Origin of the sequence: Cellulosimicrobium sp. I38E (assembly GCF_001647255.1) — a bacterium.
GTDB lineage: Bacteria > Actinomycetota > Actinomycetes > Actinomycetales > Cellulomonadaceae > Cellulosimicrobium > Cellulosimicrobium cellulans_E.
On record NZ_LUAZ01000039.1, the window covers coordinates 53,365 to 77,844 of the forward strand.

At 75.2% G+C, this 24,480-nt stretch carries 24 protein-coding genes; 11 read left to right on the forward strand and 13 right to left on the reverse strand.

All coding sequences use genetic code 11. From position 1 onward, the window contains the following. Positions 1-29: 29 nt before the first annotated feature. The gene (locus A0J59_RS13230; RefSeq protein ID WP_255365203.1) at positions 30-1,451 is read right to left on the reverse strand and encodes an FAD-binding oxidoreductase; all 1,422 of its coding nucleotides are present in this window, start codon (positions 1,449-1,451) and stop codon (positions 30-32) included. Between the two features lie 191 nt (positions 1,452-1,642). On the opposite strand from A0J59_RS13230, the gene A0J59_RS13235 reads away from it, so the two are divergent. Beyond that, on the forward strand, positions 1,643-2,104 hold the full coding sequence (locus tag A0J59_RS13235) for an Lrp/AsnC family transcriptional regulator (RefSeq protein ID WP_047231713.1): 462 nt from the start codon (positions 1,643-1,645) through the stop codon (positions 2,102-2,104). 37 nt (positions 2,105-2,141) lie between these two features. Here the strand turns inward: A0J59_RS13235 and A0J59_RS13240 are convergent, their stop codons facing one another. Beyond that, on the reverse strand, positions 2,142-3,704 hold the full coding sequence (locus tag A0J59_RS13240; protein WP_064316406.1) for a class I adenylate-forming enzyme family protein: 1,563 nt from the start codon (positions 3,702-3,704) through the stop codon (positions 2,142-2,144). Positions 3,705-3,854: 150 nt separating this feature from the next. On the opposite strand from A0J59_RS13240, the gene A0J59_RS13245 reads away from it, so the two are divergent. The 4 genes from A0J59_RS13245 to A0J59_RS13260 all read left to right on the forward strand — a co-directional run bounded on the left by A0J59_RS13245 (position 3,855) and on the right by A0J59_RS13260 (position 7,604). Next, positions 3,855-4,529, forward strand: a complete 675-nt coding sequence (locus A0J59_RS13245) for a TetR/AcrR family transcriptional regulator (protein WP_064316407.1) — start codon at positions 3,855-3,857, stop codon at positions 4,527-4,529. Between the two features lie 195 nt (positions 4,530-4,724). Then, on the forward strand, positions 4,725-6,371 hold the full coding sequence (locus A0J59_RS13250) for an acyl-CoA dehydrogenase family protein (protein WP_220084484.1): 1,647 nt from the start codon (positions 4,725-4,727) through the stop codon (positions 6,369-6,371). Between the two features lie 117 nt (positions 6,372-6,488). Beyond that, positions 6,489-6,959 (forward strand): protein-tyrosine phosphatase family protein, encoded by a 471-nt coding sequence (locus tag A0J59_RS13255; protein ID WP_255365205.1) that lies wholly within the window; start codon positions 6,489-6,491, stop codon positions 6,957-6,959. Positions 6,960-7,028: 69 nt separating this feature from the next. Further along, positions 7,029-7,604, forward strand: a complete 576-nt coding sequence (locus A0J59_RS13260; RefSeq protein ID WP_064316410.1) for a DUF4240 domain-containing protein — start codon at positions 7,029-7,031, stop codon at positions 7,602-7,604. Positions 7,605-7,653: 49 nt separating this feature from the next. On the opposite strand, the gene A0J59_RS13265 is transcribed toward A0J59_RS13260, so the two are convergent. Together A0J59_RS13265 and A0J59_RS13270 are read right to left on the reverse strand one after the other, a co-directional pair. Further along, on the reverse strand, positions 7,654-9,042 hold the full coding sequence (locus A0J59_RS13265) for an FAD-binding oxidoreductase (protein ID WP_064316411.1): 1,389 nt from the start codon (positions 9,040-9,042) through the stop codon (positions 7,654-7,656). Positions 9,043-9,160: 118 nt separating this feature from the next. Next, positions 9,161-9,958 (reverse strand): alpha/beta hydrolase family protein, encoded by a 798-nt coding sequence (locus A0J59_RS13270; protein ID WP_064316412.1) that lies wholly within the window; start codon positions 9,956-9,958, stop codon positions 9,161-9,163. A 173-nt stretch (positions 9,959-10,131) separates the two neighbouring features. Here A0J59_RS13270 and A0J59_RS13275 point away from each other — a divergent pair, with 173 nt between their 5' ends. Then, positions 10,132-11,193, forward strand: coding sequence for an ABC transporter substrate-binding protein (locus tag A0J59_RS13275; protein WP_064316413.1), 1,062 nt, complete (start codon positions 10,132-10,134; stop codon positions 11,191-11,193). A 43-nt stretch (positions 11,194-11,236) separates the two neighbouring features. Here A0J59_RS13275 and A0J59_RS13280 read toward each other — a convergent pair whose 3' ends face one another. Beyond that, positions 11,237-12,253 carry a 5'-3' exonuclease H3TH domain-containing protein gene (locus A0J59_RS13280; protein WP_255365206.1) on the reverse strand — a complete coding sequence of 339 codons (1,017 nt, stop codon included), beginning with the start codon at positions 12,251-12,253 and terminating at the stop codon, positions 11,237-11,239. Positions 12,254-12,374: 121 nt separating this feature from the next. On the opposite strand from A0J59_RS13280, the gene A0J59_RS13285 reads away from it, so the two are divergent. Beyond that, positions 12,375-12,665 carry a hypothetical protein gene (locus A0J59_RS13285; RefSeq protein WP_064316414.1) on the forward strand — a complete coding sequence of 97 codons (291 nt, stop codon included), beginning with the start codon at positions 12,375-12,377 and terminating at the stop codon, positions 12,663-12,665. 10 nt (positions 12,666-12,675) lie between these two features. On the opposite strand, the gene A0J59_RS13290 is transcribed toward A0J59_RS13285, so the two are convergent. The 3 genes from A0J59_RS13290 to A0J59_RS13300 all read right to left on the reverse strand — a co-directional run bounded on the left by A0J59_RS13290 (position 12,676) and on the right by A0J59_RS13300 (position 14,617). After that, positions 12,676-13,539, reverse strand: a complete 864-nt coding sequence (locus tag A0J59_RS13290) for a CPBP family intramembrane glutamic endopeptidase (RefSeq protein WP_082919022.1) — start codon at positions 13,537-13,539, stop codon at positions 12,676-12,678. Between the two features lie 148 nt (positions 13,540-13,687). After that, on the reverse strand, positions 13,688-14,218 hold the full coding sequence (locus A0J59_RS13295; protein ID WP_064316415.1) for a hypothetical protein: 531 nt from the start codon (positions 14,216-14,218) through the stop codon (positions 13,688-13,690). Between the two features lie 33 nt (positions 14,219-14,251). Then, the gene (locus A0J59_RS13300; protein WP_220084481.1) at positions 14,252-14,617 is read right to left on the reverse strand and encodes a metalloregulator ArsR/SmtB family transcription factor; all 366 of its coding nucleotides are present in this window, start codon (positions 14,615-14,617) and stop codon (positions 14,252-14,254) included. An 84-nt stretch (positions 14,618-14,701) separates the two neighbouring features. On the opposite strand from A0J59_RS13300, the gene A0J59_RS13305 reads away from it, so the two are divergent. Continuing rightward, positions 14,702-16,120, forward strand: coding sequence for an FAD-dependent oxidoreductase (locus A0J59_RS13305; RefSeq protein ID WP_064316417.1), 1,419 nt, complete (start codon positions 14,702-14,704; stop codon positions 16,118-16,120). A gap of 50 nt (positions 16,121-16,170) precedes the next feature. Here A0J59_RS13305 and A0J59_RS13310 read toward each other — a convergent pair whose 3' ends face one another. Further along, complete coding sequence (locus tag A0J59_RS13310; RefSeq protein ID WP_064316418.1) at positions 16,171-16,608, reverse strand: arsenate reductase ArsC; 438 nt, start codon at positions 16,606-16,608, stop codon at positions 16,171-16,173. 17 nt (positions 16,609-16,625) lie between these two features. Continuing rightward, positions 16,626-17,651, reverse strand: coding sequence for a metalloregulator ArsR/SmtB family transcription factor (locus tag A0J59_RS13315; protein ID WP_064316419.1), 1,026 nt, complete (start codon positions 17,649-17,651; stop codon positions 16,626-16,628). Positions 17,652-17,806: 155 nt separating this feature from the next. On the opposite strand from A0J59_RS13315, the gene A0J59_RS13320 reads away from it, so the two are divergent. Both A0J59_RS13320 and A0J59_RS13325 read left to right on the forward strand, forming a co-directional pair. Then, the gene (locus A0J59_RS13320; RefSeq protein WP_064316420.1) at positions 17,807-18,250 is read left to right on the forward strand and encodes an acetyltransferase; all 444 of its coding nucleotides are present in this window, start codon (positions 17,807-17,809) and stop codon (positions 18,248-18,250) included. 89 nt (positions 18,251-18,339) lie between these two features. Beyond that, the gene (locus A0J59_RS13325) at positions 18,340-18,717 is read left to right on the forward strand and encodes a VOC family protein (RefSeq protein ID WP_064316421.1); all 378 of its coding nucleotides are present in this window, start codon (positions 18,340-18,342) and stop codon (positions 18,715-18,717) included. An 89-nt stretch (positions 18,718-18,806) separates the two neighbouring features. On the opposite strand, the gene A0J59_RS13330 is transcribed toward A0J59_RS13325, so the two are convergent. The 3 genes from A0J59_RS13330 to A0J59_RS13340 all read right to left on the reverse strand — a co-directional run bounded on the left by A0J59_RS13330 (position 18,807) and on the right by A0J59_RS13340 (position 22,353). Continuing rightward, positions 18,807-19,478: a response regulator transcription factor gene (locus A0J59_RS13330; RefSeq protein ID WP_064316422.1), complete on the reverse strand. Its 672-nt coding sequence runs from the start codon at positions 19,476-19,478 to the stop codon at positions 18,807-18,809. Further along, positions 19,475-21,487: a histidine kinase gene (locus A0J59_RS13335; RefSeq protein WP_156533019.1), complete on the reverse strand. Its 2,013-nt coding sequence runs from the start codon at positions 21,485-21,487 to the stop codon at positions 19,475-19,477. Before A0J59_RS13335 ends, A0J59_RS13330 begins: the two co-directional genes overlap by 4 nt. Positions 21,488-21,657: 170 nt before the next feature. Then, positions 21,658-22,353, reverse strand: a complete 696-nt coding sequence (locus A0J59_RS13340) for a hypothetical protein (protein ID WP_047231734.1) — start codon at positions 22,351-22,353, stop codon at positions 21,658-21,660. Positions 22,354-22,528: 175 nt separating this feature from the next. Between A0J59_RS13340 and A0J59_RS13345 the strand changes: the two genes are divergently transcribed. Further along, a complete protein-coding gene (locus A0J59_RS13345; protein ID WP_064316423.1) occupies positions 22,529-24,418 on the forward strand; it encodes an alkyl/aryl-sulfatase in 1,890 nt (629 codons plus the stop codon). Positions 24,419-24,480 lie beyond the last annotated feature (62 nt).

Consider the following 24,480-nt stretch of genomic DNA (forward strand, 5'->3'; position numbering starts at 1 on the left):
TCCGTCCGAGGGTGCGCGGCCGCCGGGCCTCAGCGCAGCGGGTCGAACGCGCGGATCTCGTCCGGGGTCTCGCCGGTCGTCACGAGGTGGGAGAGCGCCCGGCCGGTGGCGGGCCCGAGCACCATGCCCCACATGCCGTGGCCGCCCGCGACGTAGACGCCAGGGGTGCGGGTCGCGCCGACGAGCGGCAGTCCGTCGGGCGTGACCGGGCGCGACCCGACCCACTCGTCGTGCCGGTCGTCGAGGTCGACGCCCTGGAACAGGTGCCGCACGGACGCGAGGATCGCCTCGATGCGGCGCGGCTGGAGCGGCTCGTCCGGGCCGCGGAACTCCATGGTCCCCGCGATGCGGAACCGCCCCTGGTACGGCGTGCACGCGACGCGGCGCGCGGGCAGGTAGATCGGCGTCTCGACGGGCTCGTCGGTCTTCACGGTGAACGAGTAGCCGCGTCCGGCCTGGACGCGCGTGCGCACGCCGAGCGGCGCGGCGAGCGTCGGCAGCCACGCGCCGGTCGCGAGCACGACGGCGTCGCCGCGCAGCACGACCCCCTCCTCACGCTCGGCGGGGGACCCGGCCCGGCGGGGCGCCTCGGCGTCCTGCCCGACGGCGTCCCCCGCCCTGGCCGCGCCCACGAGCGCCGGGTGTGCGGCGGCGTCGGGGTGCACGGCGCGCGCGAAGACGCACGCGCCGAGGCGGCCGGGCTCGACGTCGAGCACCTCGAGCCCGGTGAGGATCCGCCCGCCGCGGGCGCGCACGGAGTCGGCGAGGGCGTGGACGAACGGTCCCGGCTCGAGGAAGCGCTGGCCCTCGAGGGCGTAGACGGTCGAGACGCTGTCGGTGAGCTGGTGGGCGCGCTCGCCGGCCTCGACGCGCCGGACGGGCACGGTCTGGCCGGCGGCGGCGACGTGCTCGAGCTCGCGGAGGAACGGCCGCGCCTCGCGCACGTGCTCGAACGCGACGGTGAACGGCCCGGGCGTGGTGCCGGCCTCGACGCCGTGCCCCAGGCTCCCGCCGGCGGCGAGCTCGTCGAACGCGTCGAGCGCGACGCGGTCGATGGGGGTGAGGGCCGCCATCGCGTGGTCCCAGCGACGCTGCGTCGCGTGCGCCATGAAGCGCGCGAAGAACGTCCACAGGCGCGGGTCGAACCGCAGCGGCACGTGCAGGGGCGCGGCGGGGTCGAGGAGGGCGCGCGGGCCGTACGTCCAGAGGGACGGGTCCGCCAGCGGCATCGCCATGCCGGGGGTGAGCCACCCGGCGTTGCCCCACGAGGACCCCGCGGCGACGCCCTCGCGGTCGACGACGGTGACCTCGACGCCCTGCTCCTGGAGGTGCCAGGCGGTGGCGAGGCCCACCATGCCGGCGCCGACGACGACCGCCGTGCGGGGCGCTCGGCCGGGCGACGCGGACCGTGCGTCGTGGGTGCGGGGACGGGAACGGGGGGTCGTGCTCACGCCGGGCTCCTTCGACCGACGCCCGCCTCGCGGGTGGCGAGGCGGGCGCGTGGCTGGTGTGCGACGGGATGGTGTCGCAACGCCTCCAGCGTGGTGGATCCTTCGGTGTGCGGCAAGATGTGCCGAAGGATCGTCGTAGCGACACGCGGCGACCGACCTGACCTTCGCCGAACCACCTCAGGAGGCTCCCCGTGCCGAAGGATCTTCGACCCGCCGTCCTGGACGACGTGGACCGCCGCATCCTCGACGTCCTCGCGACCGACGCGCGCGCGACGAACGCTGCGATCGCCGCCCGCGTCGGCATCGCCGCGTCGACGTGCCACGCGCGCGTGCGCGCCCTCGTGGAGCGCGGCGTGATCCGCGGCTTCCGGGCCGACGTCGACCCGGCCGCGCTCGGCCGCGGGCTCGAGGCGCTCATCGCGATCCGGCTCCAGGCGGGCGCGCGCAAGGGCCTCGAGGCGTTCCGCGACTACCTGCTCACCCTGCCGGACGTCGAGGGCGTCTTCTTCGTCACGGGCGACCGCGACTTCCTCCTGCACGTCGCCGTCGCCGACTCCGACGCCCTGCGCGACCTGGTCTCCAAGACGCTCAGCGTCCGGCCCGAGGTCGCGGGGACCAGCACGACCGTGATCTTCGAGCACGCGCGTCCCTGACCCCGGCGTCGCGGTCGGGGTCAGGGACGCGCGATGGTCAGACGGCGGCGCTCTCGCGGACCCGCGAGCGCAGCACGTGCTTGGTGAGCTTGCCCGACGGGTTGCGGGGGAGCTCGGTGACGAGCACGACGTCGCGCGGCACCTTGTAGCGCGCGAGCCGGTCGGCGAGGAACGCGCGCAGCGAGTCGAGCGAGGGCTCGGCGCCCGGGGCCGGCACGACGAACGCGACGACCGTCTCGCCCCAGTCGGCGTGCGGGCGCCCGACGACGGCGACGTCCGCGACCTCGGGCGACCCCCGCAGCGCCTCCTCGACCTCCTGCGAGTACACGTTCTCGCCGCCCGTGATGATGACGTCCTTGAGCCGGTCGACGATGAAGAGGTACCCGTCCTCGTCGACGTGCACGACGTCGCCCGTCCGGTACCAGTCGCCGACGAGCACGGCTCCGGTCGCCTCGGGGTCGTCGAGGTAGCCGACCATGCGGGTGTCCGACCGCAGCCAGACCTCGCCCGTGCCGCCCGGCCCGACGTCGTTCCCGTCGAGGTCGACGACCCGCACGTCGACGCCGGGCATCCCGGCGTGGCCGATCGAGCCGGCCTTGCGCTCCTGGTCGGCCGGGCCGAGCGCGGTGCCGACCGGCCCCATCTCGCTCATGCCGTACACCTGGTGCAGCTCGCCCGGGTAGGCGGCGCGGATCGCCCGCACGGTGTCGGCGCCGACGGGCGCGCCGCCGGCGAGCCACAGCCGCGCGCTCGACAGGTCGAACGCCGACAGGTCGATCCCCTGCGCGGCCGCGACCTGGAGCGGCGCGACGTACGCGATCGGGGCGCCGAAGAACGCCGTCGTGCGCTCGGTCGCGACCGTCCGGAGCATCTCGATCGGGTGGTACTCGCGCAGCAGCACCGTCGTCCCGCCCAGGAACACCATCGACAGGAACCAGTTGTTGAGCGGCGACGCGTGCCAGATCGGCATCGCGAGCAGGAAGCGGTCGTCCGCGCGCAGCCCGACGGCGGCCGTCGTGTACGCCGCGACCGAGCTCAACCCGCGGTGGGTGTGCTCGCAGCCCTTGGGGGCCGCGGTCGTGCCGGACGTGTAGAGCACCTGCGCGATGGTGTCCTGGTCGGGCGGGACGCCGTCCCACGGCGCGGCGGCCACGACGAGCGCGTCGAAGTCGTCGTGCCCCGGCGTCCCCTCCGCGCCTGCCGCGTCCTGACCGACGGCGTCCGTCTCCGTCCACAGCCAGCGCACCGCGGGCGCGGCGGCGGTCACGACCGGGGCCAGGCTCGCGTCCGCGACGCCCAGCACCGCGCCGCTGTGCGCGACGAGCCGCGCGACCTCCGGCGCCTGGAGCTTGTGGTTGACGGGCACGAGCACGGCGCCCGCACGCCACAGGCCGAACGCCGCGACGACGAAGCCGGGGGTGTTGAACGTCATCACGGTGACGCGGTCGCCGGGGCGCACCCCGGCGTCGCGGAACACCGCGGCGGCGCGGCGTGCGGCGTCGTCCAGCTCGGCGTAGGTGAGCCGGCGCTCGCCCAGCACGAGGGCCTCCTTGGCGGGGACCTTGCGTGCCGTGCTCTCCAGCATGCTGCCCAGGTGCATGTCGTCCTCCTCGACGTCCTGCCCGGCGTCGTCCTCGACGCCGTCTCGGCGGCCCGGCCGGAGCCGGTACCGTGATGAATTGAACCATGGTTCAATTCTTGGTGGGAAGCCGCGACGGGGCGGCGCACCCTCGACGACGACGGAGGAACCGTGCCCTACCGCGAGACGCCCGCCACGCGGGCCGCCCGCGAGCGCAAGCGTGAGGCGCTGCTCGACGCGGCGCGCACGATCGTCGCCGCGCACGGGTTCGCCGGGGCGAGCGTGCAGGCGCTCGCCGCGCGCGCCGGGGTGAGCACCGGCGGCGTCTACTCGTACTTCCCCACCAAGGCCGACCTGCTCGTCGCGGTGTTCCGGCAGGCGGCCGACGTCGAGCTCGACGCCGTGCGGGCCGCCGCGTCGGCGCGTGCGGACGACCCGCCCGGCGGGACGACCGTCGCGCGCCTCGGCCGCGCCGTCGACACCTTCGCGCGGCGCGCGCTGCGCGGCCCGACGCTCGCGTGGGCGCTGCTGCTCGAGCCGGTCGACCCGGCCGTGGACGCCGCGCGCCTGGAGTACCGGCGCGCGTACGCGGAGACGTTCGCAGACGTCGTGCGCGCCGGCGTCGACGCCGGGGAGATCCCCGACCAGGACGTGGCGGTCGTCGCGACCGCCCTCGTCGGCGCGATCGGCGAGTCGCTCACCGGTCCGCTCTCCCCGCTCGCGGGCGGCCCGACCACCCCCGAGGGCACGGTCCCGTCCGCGGCGCGGGACGCCGTCGTCGCGACGATCCTGCGCTTCTGCCTGGGCGCCGTCGGCGCCCTGGCCGCCGCGCACGAGTCGACCTGACCGCGTCCGGGCCGACCCGAGCTCCGGATCCCATCCGCACCACCGCCGCATCGCGGCCCCGAACCACCCGCAGAGCCGCAGGAGGACACCGTGACCCCGACCGACACCACCACGCCCGCCTCGGCCCCTGCCGCGGCCACCGTCTCGCACTCGGCCGCGCCGGCGTCGTACCCCGCGCCCCACGTCACCCACCGGGTGACGAACCAGCCGCCCGAGCGCGAGGGGGTCAACGAGTACCTCGACCACCCCGTGCTGCGCGAGGCCGTGCACGCCTACGGCGGCGCGTGGGGCGAGGAGCGGCTCGTCGCGGTCGGAGCGCTCGTCGGGTCGGGTGATTTCCAGCGCGCGGCCGAGCTCGCGAACGTCCACGAGCCCGTGCTGCGCACGCACGACCGCCGCGGGAACCGCGTCGACGAGGTCGAGTACCACCCGGCGTACCACGAGGTGATCGGGGCGGCCGTCGCGCACGGCGCGCACACGAGCGCGTGGGCGGAGCCCGGGCCGGGGGCGAACGTCGTGCGGGGCGCGGTGTTCTCGCTGTTCGCGCAGGTCGAGCCGGGTCACGCGTGCCCGGTCTCCATGACGCACGCGGCGGTGCCGTCGCTGCGCCACGCGCCGGGGCTCGCCGCGGTCTGGGAGCCGCGCCTGCTCTCCCGCGGGTACGACGGCGCCCTCGCGGCCCCGGCGACCAAGCCCGGCGCGCTCGTCGGCATGGCGATGACGGAGAAGCAGGGCGGCTCGGACGTGCGCGCGAACGCGACGACGGCCGTGCCCGCCGGGGCGGACGGCGCGTACCTGCTCACGGGGCACAAGTGGTTCTGCTCGGCGCCGATGTCGGACGCGTTCCTCGTGCTCGCCCAGGTCCCGGGTGAGACTGCGCGCGGCGGCGACGCCGCGCCGTCGTGCTTCCTCGTGCCGCGCGTCCTGGAGGACGGCACGCGCAACGTCTTCCGCATCCAGCGCCTCAAGGAGAAGCTCGGCAACCGGTCGAACGCGTCGTCGGAGATCGAGCTCGACGGCACGGTCGGCTTCCTCGTCGGGGAGCCCGGGCGCGGCGTGCGGACGATCATCGAGATGGTCTCGCGCACCCGGCTCGACTGCGTGCACGGCTCGGCCGCGGGCATGCGCCAGGCGGTCACCGAGGCCCTGTGGCACGCGCGGCACCGCAGCGCGTTCGGCGCGGCGCTCGTGGACCAGCCCGCGATGACCGCGGTGCTCGCCGACCTCGCGCTCGAGTCCGAGGCCGCGACCCTCACCTCGGTGCGCCTCGCCGCCGCGCACGACGGCGAGTCCGAGCACGACCGCGCGTTCCGCCGCCTCGCGACGGCCGTGAGCAAGTACTGGGTGTGCAAGCGCGGCCCGCACCACGCGTACGAGTCGATGGAGTGCCTCGGCGGCAACGGGTACACCGAGGCGTTCCCTCTTGCGCGCCGCTACCGCGAGCAGCCGGTCATGGCGATCTGGGAGGGCTCGGGCAACGTCATCGCGCTCGACGTGCTGCGCGCCATGGGCCGCGAGCCGGAGTCGGTCGCCGCGTTCGAGGCCGAGCTGGGCACGACGGCGGGCGCGCACCACCTCCTCGACGCGCACGTCGCGCGCACGCGTCGCCTGCTCGCCGAGGTCGCGGCGTCCGACGCCGGTGCGCAGCAGGCGCAGGCCCGCCGGGTCGTGGAGTCGCTCGCGCTCGTGCTCCAGGCGTCGCTCGTGGTGCGGCACGCGCCGTCGGCCACGGCGGACGCGTTCGTCGCGGCGCGTCTCGGCGAGGACCGCGGCCACGGCTACGGCGTCCTGCCGCGGGGCACCGACGCGCACGCGATCCTCGCCCGGCACGCGGGGGCATGACCGGCGGCCGGCTCGCGTCGGGAGCACCACTCTCGTCCTGCTCGGCTACGGTCTCCGAGACCGGTGGCCCGGGATCGAGGCCGTGATCGGGCCGTACCAGAAGGGGTCCTCGCGTCGGTGAGCACCCTCGTCGGCGAGGAGGGGCACATGGGTGCGTGGGAGCGGGGCGACGGCGTCGTCGAGCTGCCCGACGGGCGGCGCGTGCGGGGTCGCGGGCTGCGCTCGGGGACGCCCGGGCCGGGCGACGAGCCGGAGCTCGGCGTCTACCTCACCGGAAGGCGGCCGCCGTCGCAGCCCTGGGAGTCGCGCTGGGTCCGGTGGCCGGACTTCGCGCTGCCGCGGTCCACGCCGGACGCCGTCGCGGTGCTGCGCGAGGCGTACGAGCGGGCGGCCGACGAGCGCGTGGAGGTCGCCTGCGGGGGTGGGACCGGCCGCACCGGCACGGCGCTCGCGCTCCTCGCGGTCTGGGGCGGCGTCCGTCCCGACGACGCCGTCGCCTGGGTCCGCGCGCACTACCGGCCCCGCGCGGTCGAGACGCCGTGGCAGCGCCGCTGGGTCCGCCGCACCGGGGACCGCACGGTCTCGTAGACCCAGGTCCGGACCACCGGCGCCACCGGGGACCAGCGTCTGTGGGTGACCGGCCGTACCGTCCGGGCCATGGATCGAGAGACCTTCTGGGAGATCGTCGACGCCGCGCGTGACCGGGCGGGCGCGGGTGCGGACGACCGCGGCGCCGAGGACGACCCGCTGCCCGGCGTCCTGACCGACCTGCTCGTCGAGCGGCTGAGCCCGGACGAGATCCTCGCGTTCGCCGACGTCGCCGGTGCCGTGGCGCGCGACGCCTACGCGTGGCCGGTGTGGGGAGCGGCGTACCTCGTCGAAGGCGGGTGCAGCGACGACGGCTTCATGGACTTCCGCGACGGGCTCGTCCTCGCGGGTCGTGCGTCGTTCGAGCGTGCGGTCGCCGACCCGGACTCCCTCGCCGACCACCCCGTCGTCGCCGCGATGGCCGACGGCGGGTCGCCCTGGTTGGGGTTCGAGTCGCTGGACTCGCTCGTGGGGGACGCGTGGTCCCGCGCAACCGGCGAGGACGACGAGGCGTACTACGCGGCCCGGGAGCGGACGTCGTCGGGCCACGCCCTCGCCGAGCCCGCCGGCGAGCAGTGGGACTTCGACGACGACGAGGAGAACGCGCGTCGCCTCCCGCGGCTCACCACGCTCTTCGCGGTGTGACCGGCACGGGCCGGGGCGCCTCCCCCGGGCGCCGGGGGAGGCGGCGAGGTCAGACCCGCCAGGCGAAGAGGCCCGTCGGGTCGTAGGCAGACCGGACCGACGCGAGCCGCGCCGCCGTCTCCGGCGACCAGGCCCGCGCGAGCGTCTCGTCCGTCCAGGGACCGGGCAGGAAGTTGATGTTCGTCTCCGTCGCGGCCCACGGCTGCGACCACTGCGCGAACGTGGCTGCCGTCTCGATCATGTCCGGCACGCGCGGCGGGTTCACCCCGACCAGGCTGAACAGGAACCCGGCCGTCCGCCCGCCCGCGGCGGACCCGCCGTCGACGTCGCGGGCGCCGGCCGCGCCGACGTGCCGCAGCTCGGCCGCGACGAACGGGGACCCGCTGCCCGGCCCGAGCTCGGCGAGGAACCGGTCGAGGAACGCCCCGTCCACCTCCCGCAGGCCGGCGCCGTAGACCCACGACGGGCCGGCGTCCTCGGGGTCGTTGTGGATCGTCGCGACGGCGGTCGTCGGGATCTCCCCGACCGCGTCGGCCATGACCGGGGCGAGCGCCCGCAGCGGCGCGGCCAGGCGCTCGCCCTCCGCGGCGTCGCCCGGGTAGGCGAAGCGCAGGGTGAGCACCGTGCGACCGCGCAGGTGCTCCGGGATGAACGGCAGGTCCGGGAGGGCGAGCACGACGGCCGACGTCGTGACGTCGTCGGGCGCGGTCGCGGTCCAGGCGACCCAGCCGCGCAGCACGTCCTCGATGTGCGAGGCGTCGAACGTGAGCGACCCGGCGTACAGGGTGCGCAGCGGCGCGAGCTCGACGTCGATCCGCGTCACCACGCCCAGACCGCCCTTGCCGCCGCGCAGCGCCCAGAACAGGTCCGGCTCGGAGTGCGCGCTCGCCTCGACGACCGAGCCGTCGGCCAGCACCACCCGGAAGCCCCGGACCCAGTCCGTCGTGAGCCCGTGGCTGCGCGTGAGCGGGCCGAAGCCACCCCCGAGCGTGTACCCGACGACGCCGACGCCCGTGGACGACCCCGTGACGGGGAGCAGGCCGTGCTCCGCCGCCGCCTCGACCACGGACTTCCAGCGCGTGCCCGCGGCGATGCGGGCGACCCGTGTCCCCGGGTCGATCTCGACGCCCGCGAGGTCGCTCGTGCCGAGGACCAGGCCGTCCGTGACGGGCGAGGCCGCGCCGTGGCCCGTCGCATGGGCGCGCACCCGCAGCCCGTGGTGGGACGCGAACCGGACCGCCTCCACGACGTCGGCCTCCGTCGCGGCGAGCACCGCGAGGTCGGGGTCGTGCACGACGAGCGTGCTGTGGGCGGCGACGGCCTCCGCGGCGGTGGGGCCGCCGTCGGGCAGGTCGCCCCGGGCGAGGACGCGGCCCGTGACGCGGTCGCGCAGCGCGGTGACCTCGGTGGGCGGGAGCGTGGTGGCAGAGGTGGTCATGGTGGTGGTCCCCTTCGTCGCGGTGTGCGCGCCTTCCGACAGTAGGTGCGCTCACCCACACGACGAGGCGCGGGCACGGTGTGTGACACGTGCCCCGAGGGGTAGAGAGGGCGCGACGTCAGGTTCGTGGCGTCCCCGGCAGCGGCAGCCAGTCGAGGACGTCCTGGATCGTGCGGTCCCAGAAGCCCCACTCGTGCGTGCCGGGCGAGAACTCCGACCGCAGCGCGACGCCGGACTCGCGCGCGACCTGCTCGAACGCCCGGTTGCCGTCGACGAGGAAGTCCTCCGTCCCGCACGCGAGGAACAGGTCCGGCAGGTCCGCGGTGCGCCCCTCGGCGGCGGCCCGGCGCAGGAGCGCGAGCAGGTCGTCGTCCGAGCCCGCGATCTCGCGGTCGCCGAACACGCGCTCGATGTCCGGCAGCCGGCGCCCGGGGTACGACTCGTCGGCGAGGTCGAGGACCCCGGACAGGCTCGCCGCCGCCGCGAACCGCTCGGGATGGCGCAGCGCCCACCGGAACGCGCCGTAGCCGCCCATCGACAGGCCCGCGACGAACGAGTCCTCGCGGCGCGACGACACCCGGAAGAACTGGCCGACCAGGCTCGGCAGCTCCTCCGACAGGAACGTCCAGTACCGGTGCCCGTGCACCTCGTCGGCGTAGAAGCTGCGCTCCACACGCGGCATGACGACGGCGAGCCCCCGGTCGGCGACGTACCGCTCGATCGACGTCCGGCGCGTCCAGATCGTCTCGTCGTCGCTCATGCCGTGCAGCAGGTACAGCACCGGTGCGCCCTCGGTGCGGGCGCTCGCGGACCCGGTCATCCCGATCTGGGTCGTCGTGGCCTGCGGGAGCACGACGGTCATCGTCGTGCTCACCTCGAGCACGTCGGAGTAGAAGGAGCAGCGGACGAGGGCCACGGGTCGCCTCCTGGCGGGTCGGGTGTGCCGGCGGGGGCGCCCGGCGGCGCCCCCAGTCTGCCCGCTGTGAGCCATCGCACGGGCCGCTCGTCCTCGATGGGTCAGGGATGAGGCTAGCCTTACCTTGCTCTGCCGCCGTGCCCGGCGGCGCCACCGTTCCCCTGGGAGAGTCCATGCGTCGTCCGACGTCCTCCACCGCGCGCCGCGCCGCCGCGATGGCCACCCTCGCGCTCGGCGCGCTCGTGCTCGCCGGCTGCTCCGCGGGGGCCGACGACGGCGCCGCCGCTGACGACGCGTCCACGACCCCGGCCGTGGACGGCGCCTTCCCGGTGACGATCGAGAGCGCCCTGGGCGACGCCGTCATCCCCGAGCAGCCCGAGCGGGTCGTGACCTGGGGCTGGTCGACGCAGGACGCGGTCCTCGCGCTCGGGGTCGTCCCCGTCGCGATGCCGCGCAACGACTACGGCGGCGGCGAGGCCGGGATCCTGCCGTGGGACGAGGACGCGATCGACGAGCTCGGCGGGGAGACGCCGACCCTGCTGTCCGGATCGGACACGGGCGAGGTCCCGTTCGAGGAGATCGCCGCCGCCCAGCCCGACGTCGTCCTCGCGCCCTACTCCGGCATCACGCAGGAGGAGTTCGACCGGCTGTCCGAGGTCGCGCCGGTCGTCGCGTACCCGGACCAGCCGTGGGCGCTGCCGTGGCAGGACCAGCTCGAGATCGTCGGGACGGCGCTCGGCAAGAGCGACGAGGCGGCGGCGCTCCAGGCCGAGACCGACGAGTACGTCTCCTCCCTCGCCGGCGAGCACCCGGAGCTCGACGGCACCACGTTCGTCTACGCGGCCGCCAACACCCCGGGCACGCTCAACGTCTTCCGGGCGGACGACCCGCGCGTCGACCTGCTCGAGGACATGGGCATGACGCTCAGCCAGAGCGTCGCCGAGCTCGACGCGTCGCCCGACGACGGCACGTACTTCTACGGGCTCAGCGAGGAGCGCCTCGGCGAGATCGAGACCGACGTCCTCGTCATGTACTTCGGCAGCCAGGACGAGGTCGACGCCTTCACGGCGCTGCCGTCCGTCGGCGCGATGGAGTCCGTGCAGCAGGGCCGGTTCGCCCCGATCGTCGGCGAGTCGTTCGTCATGGCGAGCAGCGCCCCGACCGTGCTCTCCATCCCGTGGATGCTCGACCAGTACGTCCCGCAGCTCGCCGAGGCGGCCGCCGCGGCGAAGTGAGCAGCGCGGCCGCGTCGTGCGCGACGCGGCCGCGACGGCAGCCTCAGCGGCCCAGGACGTCCAGCAGGCGCCGGACCGACGTCCCGAGGCCCCACCGCTCGGTGAGCTCCGCGAGCGCGTCGGGGTCCGCGGGGGCCGTGGGGAGCGCGTCGTGGAACTCCCCGACGGGCGCGTCCGGGGCGACGCGCACCACGAGCGGGGCGACCTCCAGGTAGGGGGCCGCCTCGGTGAGCCGACGGCGCTGCGTCGCCGTCAGGCCGGGGTCGCCCGCCTCGCGCGCGGTGAGCACGCCCGCGAGGTCGCCGAACTTCGCGAGCAGCGCGACCGCGGTCTTCTCCCCGATGCCGGGCACCCCCGGCAGGCCGTCGCTCGGGTCGCCGCGCAGCACCGCCATGTCCGCGTACGCCGCGCCGGTCGTGATCCCGTACCGCTCGGCGAGGCGTGCCTGGTCGACGACGTCGAGGTTCCGCACACCCTTCGTCGGGTAGAGGATGCGCACGCCCGCGGCGTCGTCGACGAGCTGGAACAGGTCGCGGTCGCCGGTGACGACCTCGACGGCGGCACGTCCCGACGGGTCCGGCGCCGTCCCCTCGGCCGCGCGCCGCGCGACCTCGCGCGCGGTGAGCGTGCCGATGACGTCGTCGGCCTCGTAGCCCGGCGCGCCGACGCGCGCGATCCCCAGCGCCGCGAGCACGTCGACGATCACCGGGACCTGCGCGACCAGCTTCTCCGGGACCTCCTCGACCCCCGTGGTCCCGGGCACCTTCTCGGCGACGCGGTGCGCCTTGTAGGTCGGGATGGCCTCGACGCGGAATGCCGGGCGCCAGTCGACGTCCCAGCACGCGACGAGGCGCGACGGGCGACGGTCCGTGACGAGCGTCGCGATCATGTCGAGCAGGCCGCGCACCGCGTTCACAGGCGTGCCGTCGGGGGCCTTGATCGAGTCGGGCACCCCGAAGAACGCGCGGAAGTACAGGCTCGCGGTGTCGAGCAGCATGAGCTCGCCGCCCGCCGTCGCGGGGGTGCTCGAGGGGGCGCCGTCGTCCGTGCTCTGCGTCATGCCGCCATCCTGCCGCACGGCCCCGACACCCGGCCCGCGGTGGTGCCACGGTCCTGCCCGCGCCGTCGGGCGACGCACGCGGTTCACTGGTGCCGTCGACTGCTGCACGGAGGTGAGTGTCATGTCCACGACGACGCGACGAGGAGCCGGTGCGGCTCTCGCCCTCGCGGTGATCCTGCTCCTCGGGGCGTGCGCGGCCGGGCCGAACGTCGCCGCGAGCCCCGGCGGCTACGGGTTCTGGTGGGGGCTGTGGCAGGGCATGATCCTGCCGATCACGTTCATCGTGTCGCTCTTCACGGACACCGTGAGTATCTACGAGGTCGACAACAACGGGAACTGGTACGACGTCGGGTTCATGCTCGGCATCGCGCTGTTCTCCGGGCCGGTGATCGCGCTGCGCCGTCGGTCCTGACGGTCGCGTCTCAGCTCCTCGCCCCCGCAGGCGTCCCCACGCGTCCAGAGACGAGGAAGATCGCCAGGACCGCCATGGCGACGAAGACGGCGTTGAACGTCCCGGCGAACGCGACGAGCGCCTCGGAACCGGCGTTCGCGCCGTGCGTGTCGACGCCGCCCGTCGCGAGCATCGTCGTGGGGTCGGTCGCGGCGTGCAGCAAGATGGCGGGCACGATGCTGCCGGTGACGCGCATCGAGAGGTACATCATGGTGCCGAACCCGAACGCGAAGACGACCGTCGTACCCACGGTCAGGAGGTTCTGCCCCGAGACGAGGTTCGACGCGTGCAGGAGCCCGAAGAGGACCGACGACAGCACCATCACGGCCTTCTCGCCGTAGCCAGCCCGGCGGAGCATCGTGACCGCGACGCCGCGCGTCAGGACCTCCTCGGCGAACCCGATGCACAGGCCGAGCGCGAAGACGGTGAGGATCACCGTGACGTCGTACGACGACCAGCTCGTGCCCGCGACGTGCAGCACGATCGGGACGAGCACCAGGACGACCGCGACCCACATCCAGGGACGTCCCGCGATCGGTTGCGGGCCGAACACCTCGCGCCGCCAGCGCATCGTGGACAGGAAGGCGACGAGCAGCAGGCTCATGACGAGGATCGGCAGGAGCAGCCCGAAGAACACGGAGCCGGACGAGTCGAGGAGCTCCTCGGCGCGGTCCGGACCCAGGCCCGTGGCGCCCACGAGCCACCCGATGCCGAGATACACCGCGATGTAGAGCACCGCGAAGAGGAACGCGCGCCACCACCCGCCGCGGTCCCAGAACCGCTGCCAACCCGACCGCGGGGTGGCCTGCTCGATCGATCCCGTCACCTCGGTCATGGGCGCTCCTCGTTCGTCGCACGGCCGTCGGCGCCGGCCGTGCGACGAACGAGCGCGACCGACACGCCGAGCGTAGGGAGTGGACGCGAGGTACGCGCGGCGAAGCGGCGAGGCGCGTCCCGGAGGGGAAGAGGCGGTCGTCGGGCCGTCAGGGAGGGGTGGAGGCCCGGCGACCCGGGTGGGCGTCACGAGGCGGCGGCCTCCGGCGGCGCACCGCCGCGACGACGAGCGGGAGCCCGACGAGCGTGGGCAGGAACCAGAACGACCAGTCCGGGAGACGCTCCCAGAGTGGCAGGTGGGGACCGTTGTCGACGTAGAACGCGGTGAGCATCGCCACGTACGCGACCGACATGAGCACGAGGTGCACGGCGTCGCTCCGGTGTCGGCGGCGGTTGCGCCAGCCGGCGACCCCGGCCGTGAGCGCGACCGCGCCGAGCGCGGCGAGGTGGACCGTCGCGGGCCACCGGATCACCGCCATGACGGACATGGTGACGAACAGCGCGACCAGGCCGCCGAGGAAGGTGCGCCCCGCACGGACGTGCCAGGTGCCGCCCTTGCGGGACAGCATCGCGACGAGCCCGGCGACCACCGAGGTGATGCCGGCCGCGACGTGCACCAACAGGGCGGTGTCGAAGATCGGGCCGGCGTCGGGGACCGGGAGGCCGGGGATGTCGATCACGGCCGCCTCCGGGAGGCGAGTGGTTCCGTCGGGTCAGCGGGTGGCGGCGGTCTCGGCGAGGGAGCCCGCGAGCCGGGCGAGCGCGCCGGGGACGAGCGAGTAGTACGCCCAGCGGCCGCGCTGCTCGCGGGTGAGCAGACCGGCGTCGACCAGGATCTTCAGGTGGTGGCTCACGGTCGGCTGGGAGAGGCCGACCGGCTCGGTGAGGTCGCACACGCACGCCTCGCTGCCGTCCTGCGCAGCGACGATCGCGAGGAGCTGGACCCGGGCGGGGTCCGCGAGGGCCTTGAAGGTGCGGGCGAGCTCGCGCGCGGTCCCGGGGTCGACGGCCTGCGTGACGGGTCCGCAGCAGCCGGCGCCGTCGCCGACCGGCGCGAGGGTCAGTTCGGTCGTCGTCATGCCCACCATCGTCGCACAGATTGACAACCTTCGATACGTGCTCGACGATGCTCATATCGACAACCTTCAATGCGAGGAGTGGTGATGGTCGAGGTGGTGCGGGACGAGCTCCCGATCGTGGTGATCGGGGCGGGTCCGGTGGGCTTGGCCGCGGCAGCGCACCTGCTGGAGCGGGGCCTCGAGCCCGTGGTGCTCGAGGCGGGCGAGGGGCCTGGAGCGGCCGTGGCGTCGTGGGGCCACGTGCGGTTGTTCTCGCCGTGGCGCTATGACGTCGACGCCGCGGCACGGCGCCTGCTGGAGCCGACGGGCTGGGTCGAGCCGGACCCGGACGCCTTGCCGACCGGAGGGGAGCTCGTTCAGCGGTACCTCGCGCCGCTCGCCGCGACGCCTCAGATCGCGCCGCGTCTGCGCACCGGCACACGGGTGCTCGCCGTCGCTCGCGACGGGGCGGACAGGACGCGCTCGCTCGGCCGGGGCCGCCGCGCCTACCGCGTGCGGACGGTCGGTGCCGACGGCGCGGTGCGCGACGTGCTGGCCCGCGCCGTGGTCGACGCGTCGGGCACGTTCTCGACGTCGAACCCGCTGGGGGCCTCGGGCCTGCCCGCCGTGGGCGAGGTGGAGTCCGCGGCGTTCCTGACCGGTCCGCTGCCGGACGTGCTCGGCGCCCAGCGCGACCGGTTCGCCGGCCGGGACACGCTCGTCGTCGGGATGGGGCACTCCGCGGCGAACACGCTCCTGAGCCTGGTCGAGCTGTCCGAGTCCGAGCCGGGCACCACGATCACGTGGGCGATCCGCGGCGGGTCCGCGCGGCGCCTGTTCGGCGGCGGCTCCGACGACGAGCTTCCCGCCCGCGGGCTGCTCGGCACGCGCTTGCGGGCCGCCGTGGAGGCGGGGCGCCTGACGCTGCTCACGCGCGTCTCGATCGAACGGCTCGTGCCCGGCGCCGGGACCGTCCAGGTGCTGGGGACCACGCGGGACGGCGCCCTGAACCTCGAGGTGCACCAGATCGTCGACGCGACGGGCTTCCGGCCGGACCTGGACATGCTGCGCGAGGTGCGCCTCGACCTGGACCCGGTCGTGGAGGCGCCCCGGGCGCTGGCGCCGCTCATCGACCCGAACCAGCACTCCTGCGGCACCGTGCCCCCGCACGGGGAGCAGGTGCTCGCCCACCCGGACGACGGGTTCTACCTCGCCGGCATGAAGTCCTACGGCCGCGCGCCGACGTTCCTTCTCGCCACGGGCTATGAGCAGGTGCGCTCGATCGCCGCGGCACTGGCCGGGGACAGGGCCGCGGCGGACGCGGTCGAGCTGAACCTTCCCGCGACCGGTGTCTGCTCGAGCGACCTGGCCCTGGAGGTCGACGGCGAGAGCGCGGGCGGGTCGTGCTGCGGCACCGCGCCGTCCGAGCCGCAGCTCGTCACCCTCGGGGTCGGGGCACCCGCCGGTGTCGGGTTCGCGACCGGCGTCGTGCACGGCCGTTCGGGCGACGCGGACCACGGCTGAGCGCCCGGCCGCGCGTCGGGTCCGGGTGGGACCGGCGCGCGGCCGGCTCCTCAGCCGCGCGGCAGAGCGACCGGGGCGACGCCGAGCTCGTCGAGGAGCGTCAGCACGCGGGTGCGGATCTGGTCGCGGATGGGGCGCACGGCGTCGATGCCCTGGCCGGCCGGGTCCTCCAGGGCCCAGTCCTCGTACCGCTTGCCGGGGAAGATCGGGCAGGCGTCGCCGCAGCCCATGGTGACGACGACGTCGGACGCCTGGACCGCCTCGGTCGTGAGGACCTTGGGCTGCTCGGCGCGGAGGTCGATGCCCTCCTCGAGCATGGCCTCGACGGCGGCGGGGTTGATCTGGTCCGCCGGGGCCGAGCCGGCAGAGCGGACCTCGACGGCCCCGCCGGACAGGGCGCGCAGGTAGCCGGCGGCCATCTGGGACCGGCCGGCGTTGTGGACGCACACGAACAGGGCGGACGGCTTCGCGGTGGAGCTCTCGGTCATGGTGATGTCTCCCGGGATCAGAGGGTCGGGCTGGCGGGCAGGTCGAGGTCGGGCAGGAGGTCGGCGAGCAGGGTGCGCACGCGGGTGTCGAGCTCGTCGCGGATCGCGGCGACCCCGACCGGGGACGCCAGGGCGGGGTCGCCCACGAGCCAGTCCTCGTACCGCGTGCCGGGCAGGACCGGGCACACGTCTCCGCACCCCATCGTGATCACGACGTCGGCGGCGCGGACGGCGTCGTCGGTCAGCGGCTTGGGATAGGCCTCGCCCTCGGTGACGCCGAGCGCGGCGAGCTCGGGACGCACCGCGGGGTGCGCGTCCGCGGCCGGGGTCGACCCGGCCGAGCGCACCACGACCCTCTCGCCGGCGTATCGGCGGACCAGGGCGGCGGCGAGCTGGGAGCGTCCGGCGTTGGCGACGCAGACGAACAGCACCTGCGGTCGCGCGTCCGCGGGGCGGGTCAGGTCGCTCAGCCGCTGCCGGGCGAACCGTCCCGTACGGGGCACCAGGTGGGCCGAGACCTTCGCCGAGCGGGCCAGGTCGGTGTACGACTCGCGGACCACGCGCTGCACGACGTCGAACCGGACGTCGGCGAAGGTCCCGGCCAGGTTCTCGGCCAGGTGGTCGAGGGCGGCGTCGACGTCGTCGAGCCCGGCGAGGCCGGTCGCGCCGTGCCTGGCGCCGAGCGCCGCCGGGGCGAAGGAGTCCAGCAGCGTCGTGACCGCGGTCCGGTACCCGGGCGCGACGCGGTACCAGACCCAGGTGCCGCGTCGCTCGGACGTCAGCACCCCGACGTCGCGCAGCACCTTCAGGTGGTGCGAGACGGTCGGCTGCGAGACGTCCGTGAGCGAGGCGAGGTCGCACACGCACGCCTCGCCGGCCGCGGAGGTCGCGATGAAGGAGAGCATGCGCAGCCGCAGCGGCTCGGCGAGGGCCTTGAGCGTCGTGGCGACGGCGCCCGCGACCTCGGTCCCGATCGCGTGCGCCTCGACCTGCGGCGGGCAGTCGGCGTCCGTGACGGTCATCGGCAGGGGAGCGGTGGTCATGACCTCACCTCGACGAGGCCCACCGGGACGGGGAACCCGATGGGCAGTCAGGGACACCCTGTATCGACATCTGTCTATATTGGCCTGGGTCGACAGACCCGCGCAAGGACGCGCAGCGTCTTGAGTCTCCCGAGGGACCGCCGCAGGCTCGTCACATGACCGCCGTCCTGCTCCGCCCCGCACGCCCCGACGACACCGCCGCGCTGGTGGACGTGTGGCGCCGGGCCGTCGAGGCCACGCACGACTTCCTCACCCCGGACGACGTGGCCGAGCTGGAGGCCGGGGTGCGCGACGAGTACCTCGCGGCCGTCGACGTGACCGTCGCGGAGCGCGACGGCCGGGTGGCGGGGTTCGTCGGGACGGTCGGGCACCGCGTCGAGATGCTGTTCGTCGACCCGGACCTCCACGGGCAGGGGGTCGGCCGCGCGCTGCTGGCCCACGTCGCACGGGACCACCCGGTGCTCGAGCTGGACGTCAACGAGCAGAACCCGGCCGCGCTGGGCTTCTACCGCGCGCAGGGGTTCGAGGTCACGGGGCGGTCCGCGACGGACGACGAGGGCCGCCCGTTCCCGCTGCTGCACCTGCGTCGCGAGTCCTGACCGCGGTCTTCGACCGATGAGCGCGCGCGCCCGCGCCGGTCGACCCTGGGGAGAGCGGGCCGCCGGCCCGCGCGACCCCAGGAGGAGACATGCTCGGCAAGGCGTTCAGCGGGTTCTCGGTCGACGACGTCGAGGCGGCGCGGCACTTCTACGGCGACCTGCTCGGGCTCACGGTCGAGGGCGAGGACCTGCTGTGGATCCGGGTGCCCGGCGACTCAGGCGTGCTCGTCTACCCCAAGGGTGACGCGCACGAGCCGGCGTCGTTCACCGTCCTCAACTTCCCGGTCGACGACGTCCCCGGCACCGTCGCGGCCCTGCGCGAGCGCGGCGTCGCGTTCGAGCGGTACGCGGGGACGCCGGTCGAGACCGACGACGACTTCGTCTTCCGCGGCGGCGGCCCGCTCATCGCGTGGTTCACCGACCCGGCGGGCAACGTGCTGTCGGTCATCCAGGACGACGACGCCTGAGCGTGCCGGGCCCCGGAACTGCGGTTCTCCTTCGTGCGACCACGCCTCTACTTCGCGGGACCAGGGCTCTACCTCGCGGGGCCACGGTTCTACCTCGTGGCGCCGAGGCCCTCCTCGCGGGCCCGGACGATCGCGGCGGAGCGGTCGCGGACCGCGAGCTTGGCGAGCACGTTCGCGACGTGGTTGCGCACGGTCTTGGGGCTGAGCACGAGGCGGCGCGAGATGGAGGCGTTGTCGAGCCCGGCGGCGACGAGGTCGAGCACCTCGCGCTCGCGGTCGGTGAGCTGCGGGAACGGCACGCGCGCGGCGCTGCGGCCGCCCACGACGTACGCCATGGCCCGGTCGGCGACGGGCGGGGAGAGGATCATCGCGCCGTCGGCCACCGCGCGGACGGCGCGCTCGACCTCGGCGGGGCTCGCGGACTTCACGAGGAACCCGCGCGCCCCGGCGCGGACGGCCGCGACGACGGCGTCGTCGTCCTCGTGCATCGTCACGACGAGCACGCGCGCGGCCGGGTCGGCCCGCACGAGGTCGCGCGTCACGTCCACGCCCGAACCGTCCCCGAGGTCGAGGTCCATGAGCACGACGTCGGGCATCGCCCCGGGCGCGGTCTCCGCGCCCGGGTCCAGCCCGAGCAGGGTGCGCGCCTCGGCGGCGGACGCCGCCTGCCCGACGACGCCGACGCCGTCGAACGAGTCCAGCAGCGCCGCCATCCCGAGCCGGAACACGGGATGGTCGTCCACGACCGCGACCCGGATCACGACGCGCCCTCCCGCGCGAGCGCTCCGGCCGGGACGAGCGGGAGGGTCGCGCGCACGCGCGTGCCCGGGCGCTCGCCGTCTGCCCGCACGGCGGTGACCTCGAGCCGCCCGCCGAGCTCGTCGGCGCGCTCGCGCAGCGACCGGGAGCCGACGCCGCGGGTCGCGTCGGGCGCGATGCCGCGCCCGTCGTCCTCGCACGTGACGACGACGCAGCGGTCGCCGAGCCGGACGGTCAGGCGGCACTCCCCGGCGCCGGAGTGCCGCGCCGCGTTGACGACGCTCTCGCTCGCGATCGCATAGGCGGCCGCGGCGACGCGCGGGTCGAGGCCGTCGCACGGGTCGCAGCGCACGTCCACGACGAACCCGCCGAGCGCCTGACGGCCCGCGAGCTCCCCGAGCGCGACCTCCAGCCCGTGCTCGTCGAGCGACGGCGGCAGGAGGCTGCGGGAGAGCGCGCGGACGTCCTCGACGCGCTGCGCCACCTCGGCGCCGAGCACGTCGAGCACGGCGGCGGCAGCGGCCGGGTCGGTCTCGATCGTGTTCCGCGCCCCCTGCAGGCCCAGGCGCAGGCCGACGAGCCACGGCCCGACGCCGTCGTGCAGCTCCCGGCGGATCACGCGCCGCTCGGCGAGACGGGCGCGGGTCGTCGCGTCGCGCGCCTCCTCGAGCTCGCGCGCGCCCTGGGCGAGCGCCAGTCCGGCGCCGAGCACGGGCAGGAGCTGGTCGAGCGCGTCCCGGGTGCGCGCGTCGAGCCGCTCACCGGCCCGGGCGACGACGTGGACGCGGCCGAGCACCCGCCCGCCGTGCGTCACGGGGAGCGAAGCCGTCTGCCCGGTCGCGCGGGACGTCGGCCCGGCCCAGGCCAGGCCGGGCAGGTCCTCGACGGCGCCGGACTCCGTCGGGTGGTCCGGGGCGCGCTCGATCGTCACGCTCTCGAGGCGCAGCGCCTCGCGCACGCCGACGGCGAGGCTGACGACGAGGTCGTCGGCGGTCGACGCCGACGACAGGTGCCTGCCGACGCTCAGCGCGGCGCGGCCCGGGTCGTTGCCCTCCCCGTAGACGAGCGTGCGGACCCGGTGCCGCAGCCACGCGTGCAGGGGCTGCACGGCGAGCGCCACGCCGACCGCGGCGAGGACCTGTGCGGCGGGGCCGTCGACGACCGTCGTCGAGAGCACGACGACCACGGCGTAGACGACGGCGAGGCCCACGGCCAGCATCGCGGCGACGGTCGCGCGCGAGAGCACGAGGTCGATTCCCCACAGCCGGTTGCGCAGCACGCACACGAGGATCGCGGCAGGGAACAGCGCCTGGCACGCGAGGTGCGTGAGGGGGAGCGCGAGGAGCGCGTCGGGGCTGGCCCACGTGCCGAGCAGCGGGAGGAACGACAACGCCATGAGCGCGGTCCCGAGCGCGAGCAGACCCAGGCCGCGGCGTTCCTCGACCGGCCCGCGGCGCCAGCGCCACGCGGTGGCGGTGGCCGTGACGAGCCCCATGACGACGACGCCGACGATCGCGGGGCGCGGGTCGTCCGTGGGGGCGAGGAAGAAGAACGCGATGGACGCGACGCCGCCCGCGACGCCGCACCACGCGCCCGCGCCGAGCCGCCCGCCGCGCACGAACCACGGGACGAGGACGAACAGCCCGACCGTCCCGGGGACCCACGCCCACCCGTAGGCGTCCGCGAGCGGCGTCAGCGGCGGCAGGCCGGGGTGGGTCGACGCGTAGCTGCGCCACGCGCCGCCCAGGGCGGCGACCCCGCCGCCGATGCCGGCGAGCGCGACGAGCCACCCGACGACGTGCGGCCGCCGCACGAGGATCACGGCGGCGACGGTCCCGTAGACGAGGGCGACGGTCGCGTCGACGACGACGAACAGCAGGTCGCCCAGCAGCAGCGGCACCCCGGACGTGAGCTGGAGCGCGAGCGCGGACACGCCGAGCACCCAGGCGAGGACGCCGATCGTCCAGCCCGTGCGGGGCATCCCGGCGCGGCCGGGCCCGGGGTCGGCCACGGGCCCACGGTAGGGCCGCGGCACGCGCGGCGAGAAGGGCCCCGGCGGGAGATCACCCGGCCGCGGCCGACGGCGAGATCGGCGGTCCGTGCCGAGGTCGGCGGTCCGGACCGCCGACCTCGACCGGACGTGCCGATCTCGCCGCGTGCTGCCGATCTCGCGCGTCGCGCTCAGCGCCGGTCCCCGAGCGCGAAGCCGAGCGCGGTGACGAGGAGCCAGATCGGCCCGACGAAGCCCGCCATGTACTGCAGCGGCGACACGCCCGTGAGGAGCGCGAGCCCGCCGAGCACGAACCCGACGACGCCGATCCAGCGCGGCGCGGCCGCGTGCCGCAGGGCGGCGACGCCGAGCGCGACGCCCGCGACGCCCGCGCCGACCCACAGCCAGGGGATCGTCGCGACCCAGTCGCTGTAGAACGCGCCCGACTCGGGGACGATGAGCGCCGTGTCGCCGAGGCCGAAGAGGAACTGCGTGTCCAGGCCCGAACCGAGCAGCCCGGCGACCGAGACGAGCACGAGGCCCCAGCCCGCGACGGTCGGCAGGAGCGAACCGGCGGGCGCCTGCGCGTCGAGCCGGCGCTTGAGGCCCGCGGCGAACACGAGCACGAGCAGCGCGCACGCGATCGTCGCGGTGTGGAACACGATCTGGGTTCCCGTGCGGCCCGCGAGGTCGGCGACGATCGCGTCGGCGTCGCCCGCGGTCTCCTCCCAGTTCACGCCGAGCGCCATCGAGGACTGGATCGAGACCAGGCCCAGGACCCCGGCGACGACGCCGGTCCAGGCCCACGCGCGGGGCGTCGTGCCGCGCGAGCGGCGGGTCGGGTCGCCGGCGAGCGGCGACGGGGCGGTGAGCGAGCTGTCCTGCATGGGACGACCTTCCGTTCGGGCCGCTCATCCCGCGGCCGGGCCCGCCACGTGCCGCAGCGGTCCCCGCAGGCTCGACCGGGCGGCGTCCCAGGCCCCAGGGGCGGGCGTCCCGACCCGCCGGGCAGATCCTGGGGCTCCGGGTGCGGTTCCTCCAGGGCGATGCAAGGCTCCGACCATGTCGACTCCGAAGCCAGCGACGCCCGCGATCGTCGCGCAGAACTCTGCTCTTCTCCAGACGCTTCCCTTCTCCGACGCCCGGGACTTCGACGACGCGACGCGCGGCCTGGTGGCCCGGCGCGAGCCGAGCGCGGTGACGGCGGACGACGGCCGCGTCGTCTGGGACAACGACACCTACGCGTTCCTCCAGGGCGACGCCCCGGACACCGTGAACCCCAGCCTGTGGCGGCAGTCGCAGCTCGTGGCCGAGCAGGGGCTGTTCGAGGTCACCGGCGGCATCTACCAGGTGCGCGGGTTCGACCTCTCCAACGTGACGTTCATCGAGGGCACGACCGGCGTGATCGTCCTCGACCCGCTGATCTCGACCGAGACGGCCGCCGCCGCCCTCGCGCTCTACCGCGAGCACCGCGGCGACCGCCCGGTCACGGGGATCATCTACACCCACTCGCACGTCGACCACTTCGGCGGGGTCAAGGGCGTCACGACCCAGGAGGACGTCGACGCAGGCCGCGTGCCCGTCGTCGCCCCCGAGGGCTTCACGGAGCACGCGATCGCGGAGAACGTCTACGCGGGCACCGCGATGGCGCGCCGCGCGGGGTACATGTACGGCGCCGCGCTCGCCCGCGGGCCGCAGGGCCAGGTGGGTGCCGGGCTCGGGCAGACGACGTCGACCGGGACGGTCACGCTCATCCCGCCGACCCTGTTCGTCACGACCACCGGCCAGGAGGAGACGGTCGACGGCGTCCGCATGGTCTTCCAGATGGCGCCGGACACCGAGGCACCGTCGGAGATGCTCGTCTGGTTCCCGGACCACAAGGCGCTGTGCGCGGCCGAGGACGCGACCCACACGCTGCACAACCTGCTGACGTTGCGCGGGGCCGTGGTCCGCGACCCGCACGTGTGGTCGCGCTACCTGACGGAGTCGATCGACCTGTTCGCCGGTGAGGCCGAGGTCGTGTTCGCGTCGCACCACTGGCCGACCTGGGGCACCGAGCGGATCGTCGAGTACCTCTCGCTCCAGCGCGACCTCTACGGCTACCTGCACGACCAGACGCTGCGCCTGCTCAACCGAGGGTTCACCGGTCCGGAGATCGCGGAGCAGATCGCGCTGCCCCCCGCGCTCGAGAACGCGTGGCACGCCCGCGGCTACTACGGCTCCGTGAGCCACAACGTCAAGGCGATCTACCAGCGCTACATGGGCTGGTTCGACGGCAACCCGGCCCACCTGTGGGAGCACCCGCCGGTCGAGCGGGCCCGCCGCTACGTCGAGCTCGGTGGCGGGGCGGACGCCGTCGTCGCGACGGCGCAGTCGGCGTTCGACGCCGGTGACTACCGCTGGGTCGCCGAGCTGCTCAACCACGTGGTGTTCGCCCAGCCCGACCACGCCGCCGCGCGCGAGCTGCTGGCCGACACCTACGAGCAGCTCGGCTACGGCGCGGAGAACGGCACCTGGCGCAGCTTCTTCCTGTCCGGGGCGACGGAGCTGCGCGACGGCCCGTTCGGCACCCCGACGGCGACGTCCGCCCCCGACATCCTCGCCGCGCTCACGCCGACGCTCCTGTTCGACGCGCTCGCGGTGCAGGTCGACGGTCCGCGCGCGTGGGACGAGGACCTGTCGGTCGACGTCGTGCTCACGGACTCGGGCGAGCGCTACCGGCTGTGGCTGCGCAACGGCGTCCTCTCGTACAGCGCCGCGCCGCAGCGGGGCGACGCGGACGCGACGCTGACGGCCACGAGCACGGCGCTCCCGGTGCTCGCCACGGGCGCTGCCACGCCGGACGCCCTCGCGGCGGCGGGGATCGAGGTCACGGGCGACGCGGGCGTGCTCGCGCGCCTGACCGCCGTGCTCGACCCGGGCGACCCGGACTTCGCGATCGTCACTCCCTGAGCCGGCCGACGCCCGCGCCGCGGCCCGAGGGGCGGTGGTGCGGGCGTCGTCGTGCCCGGACC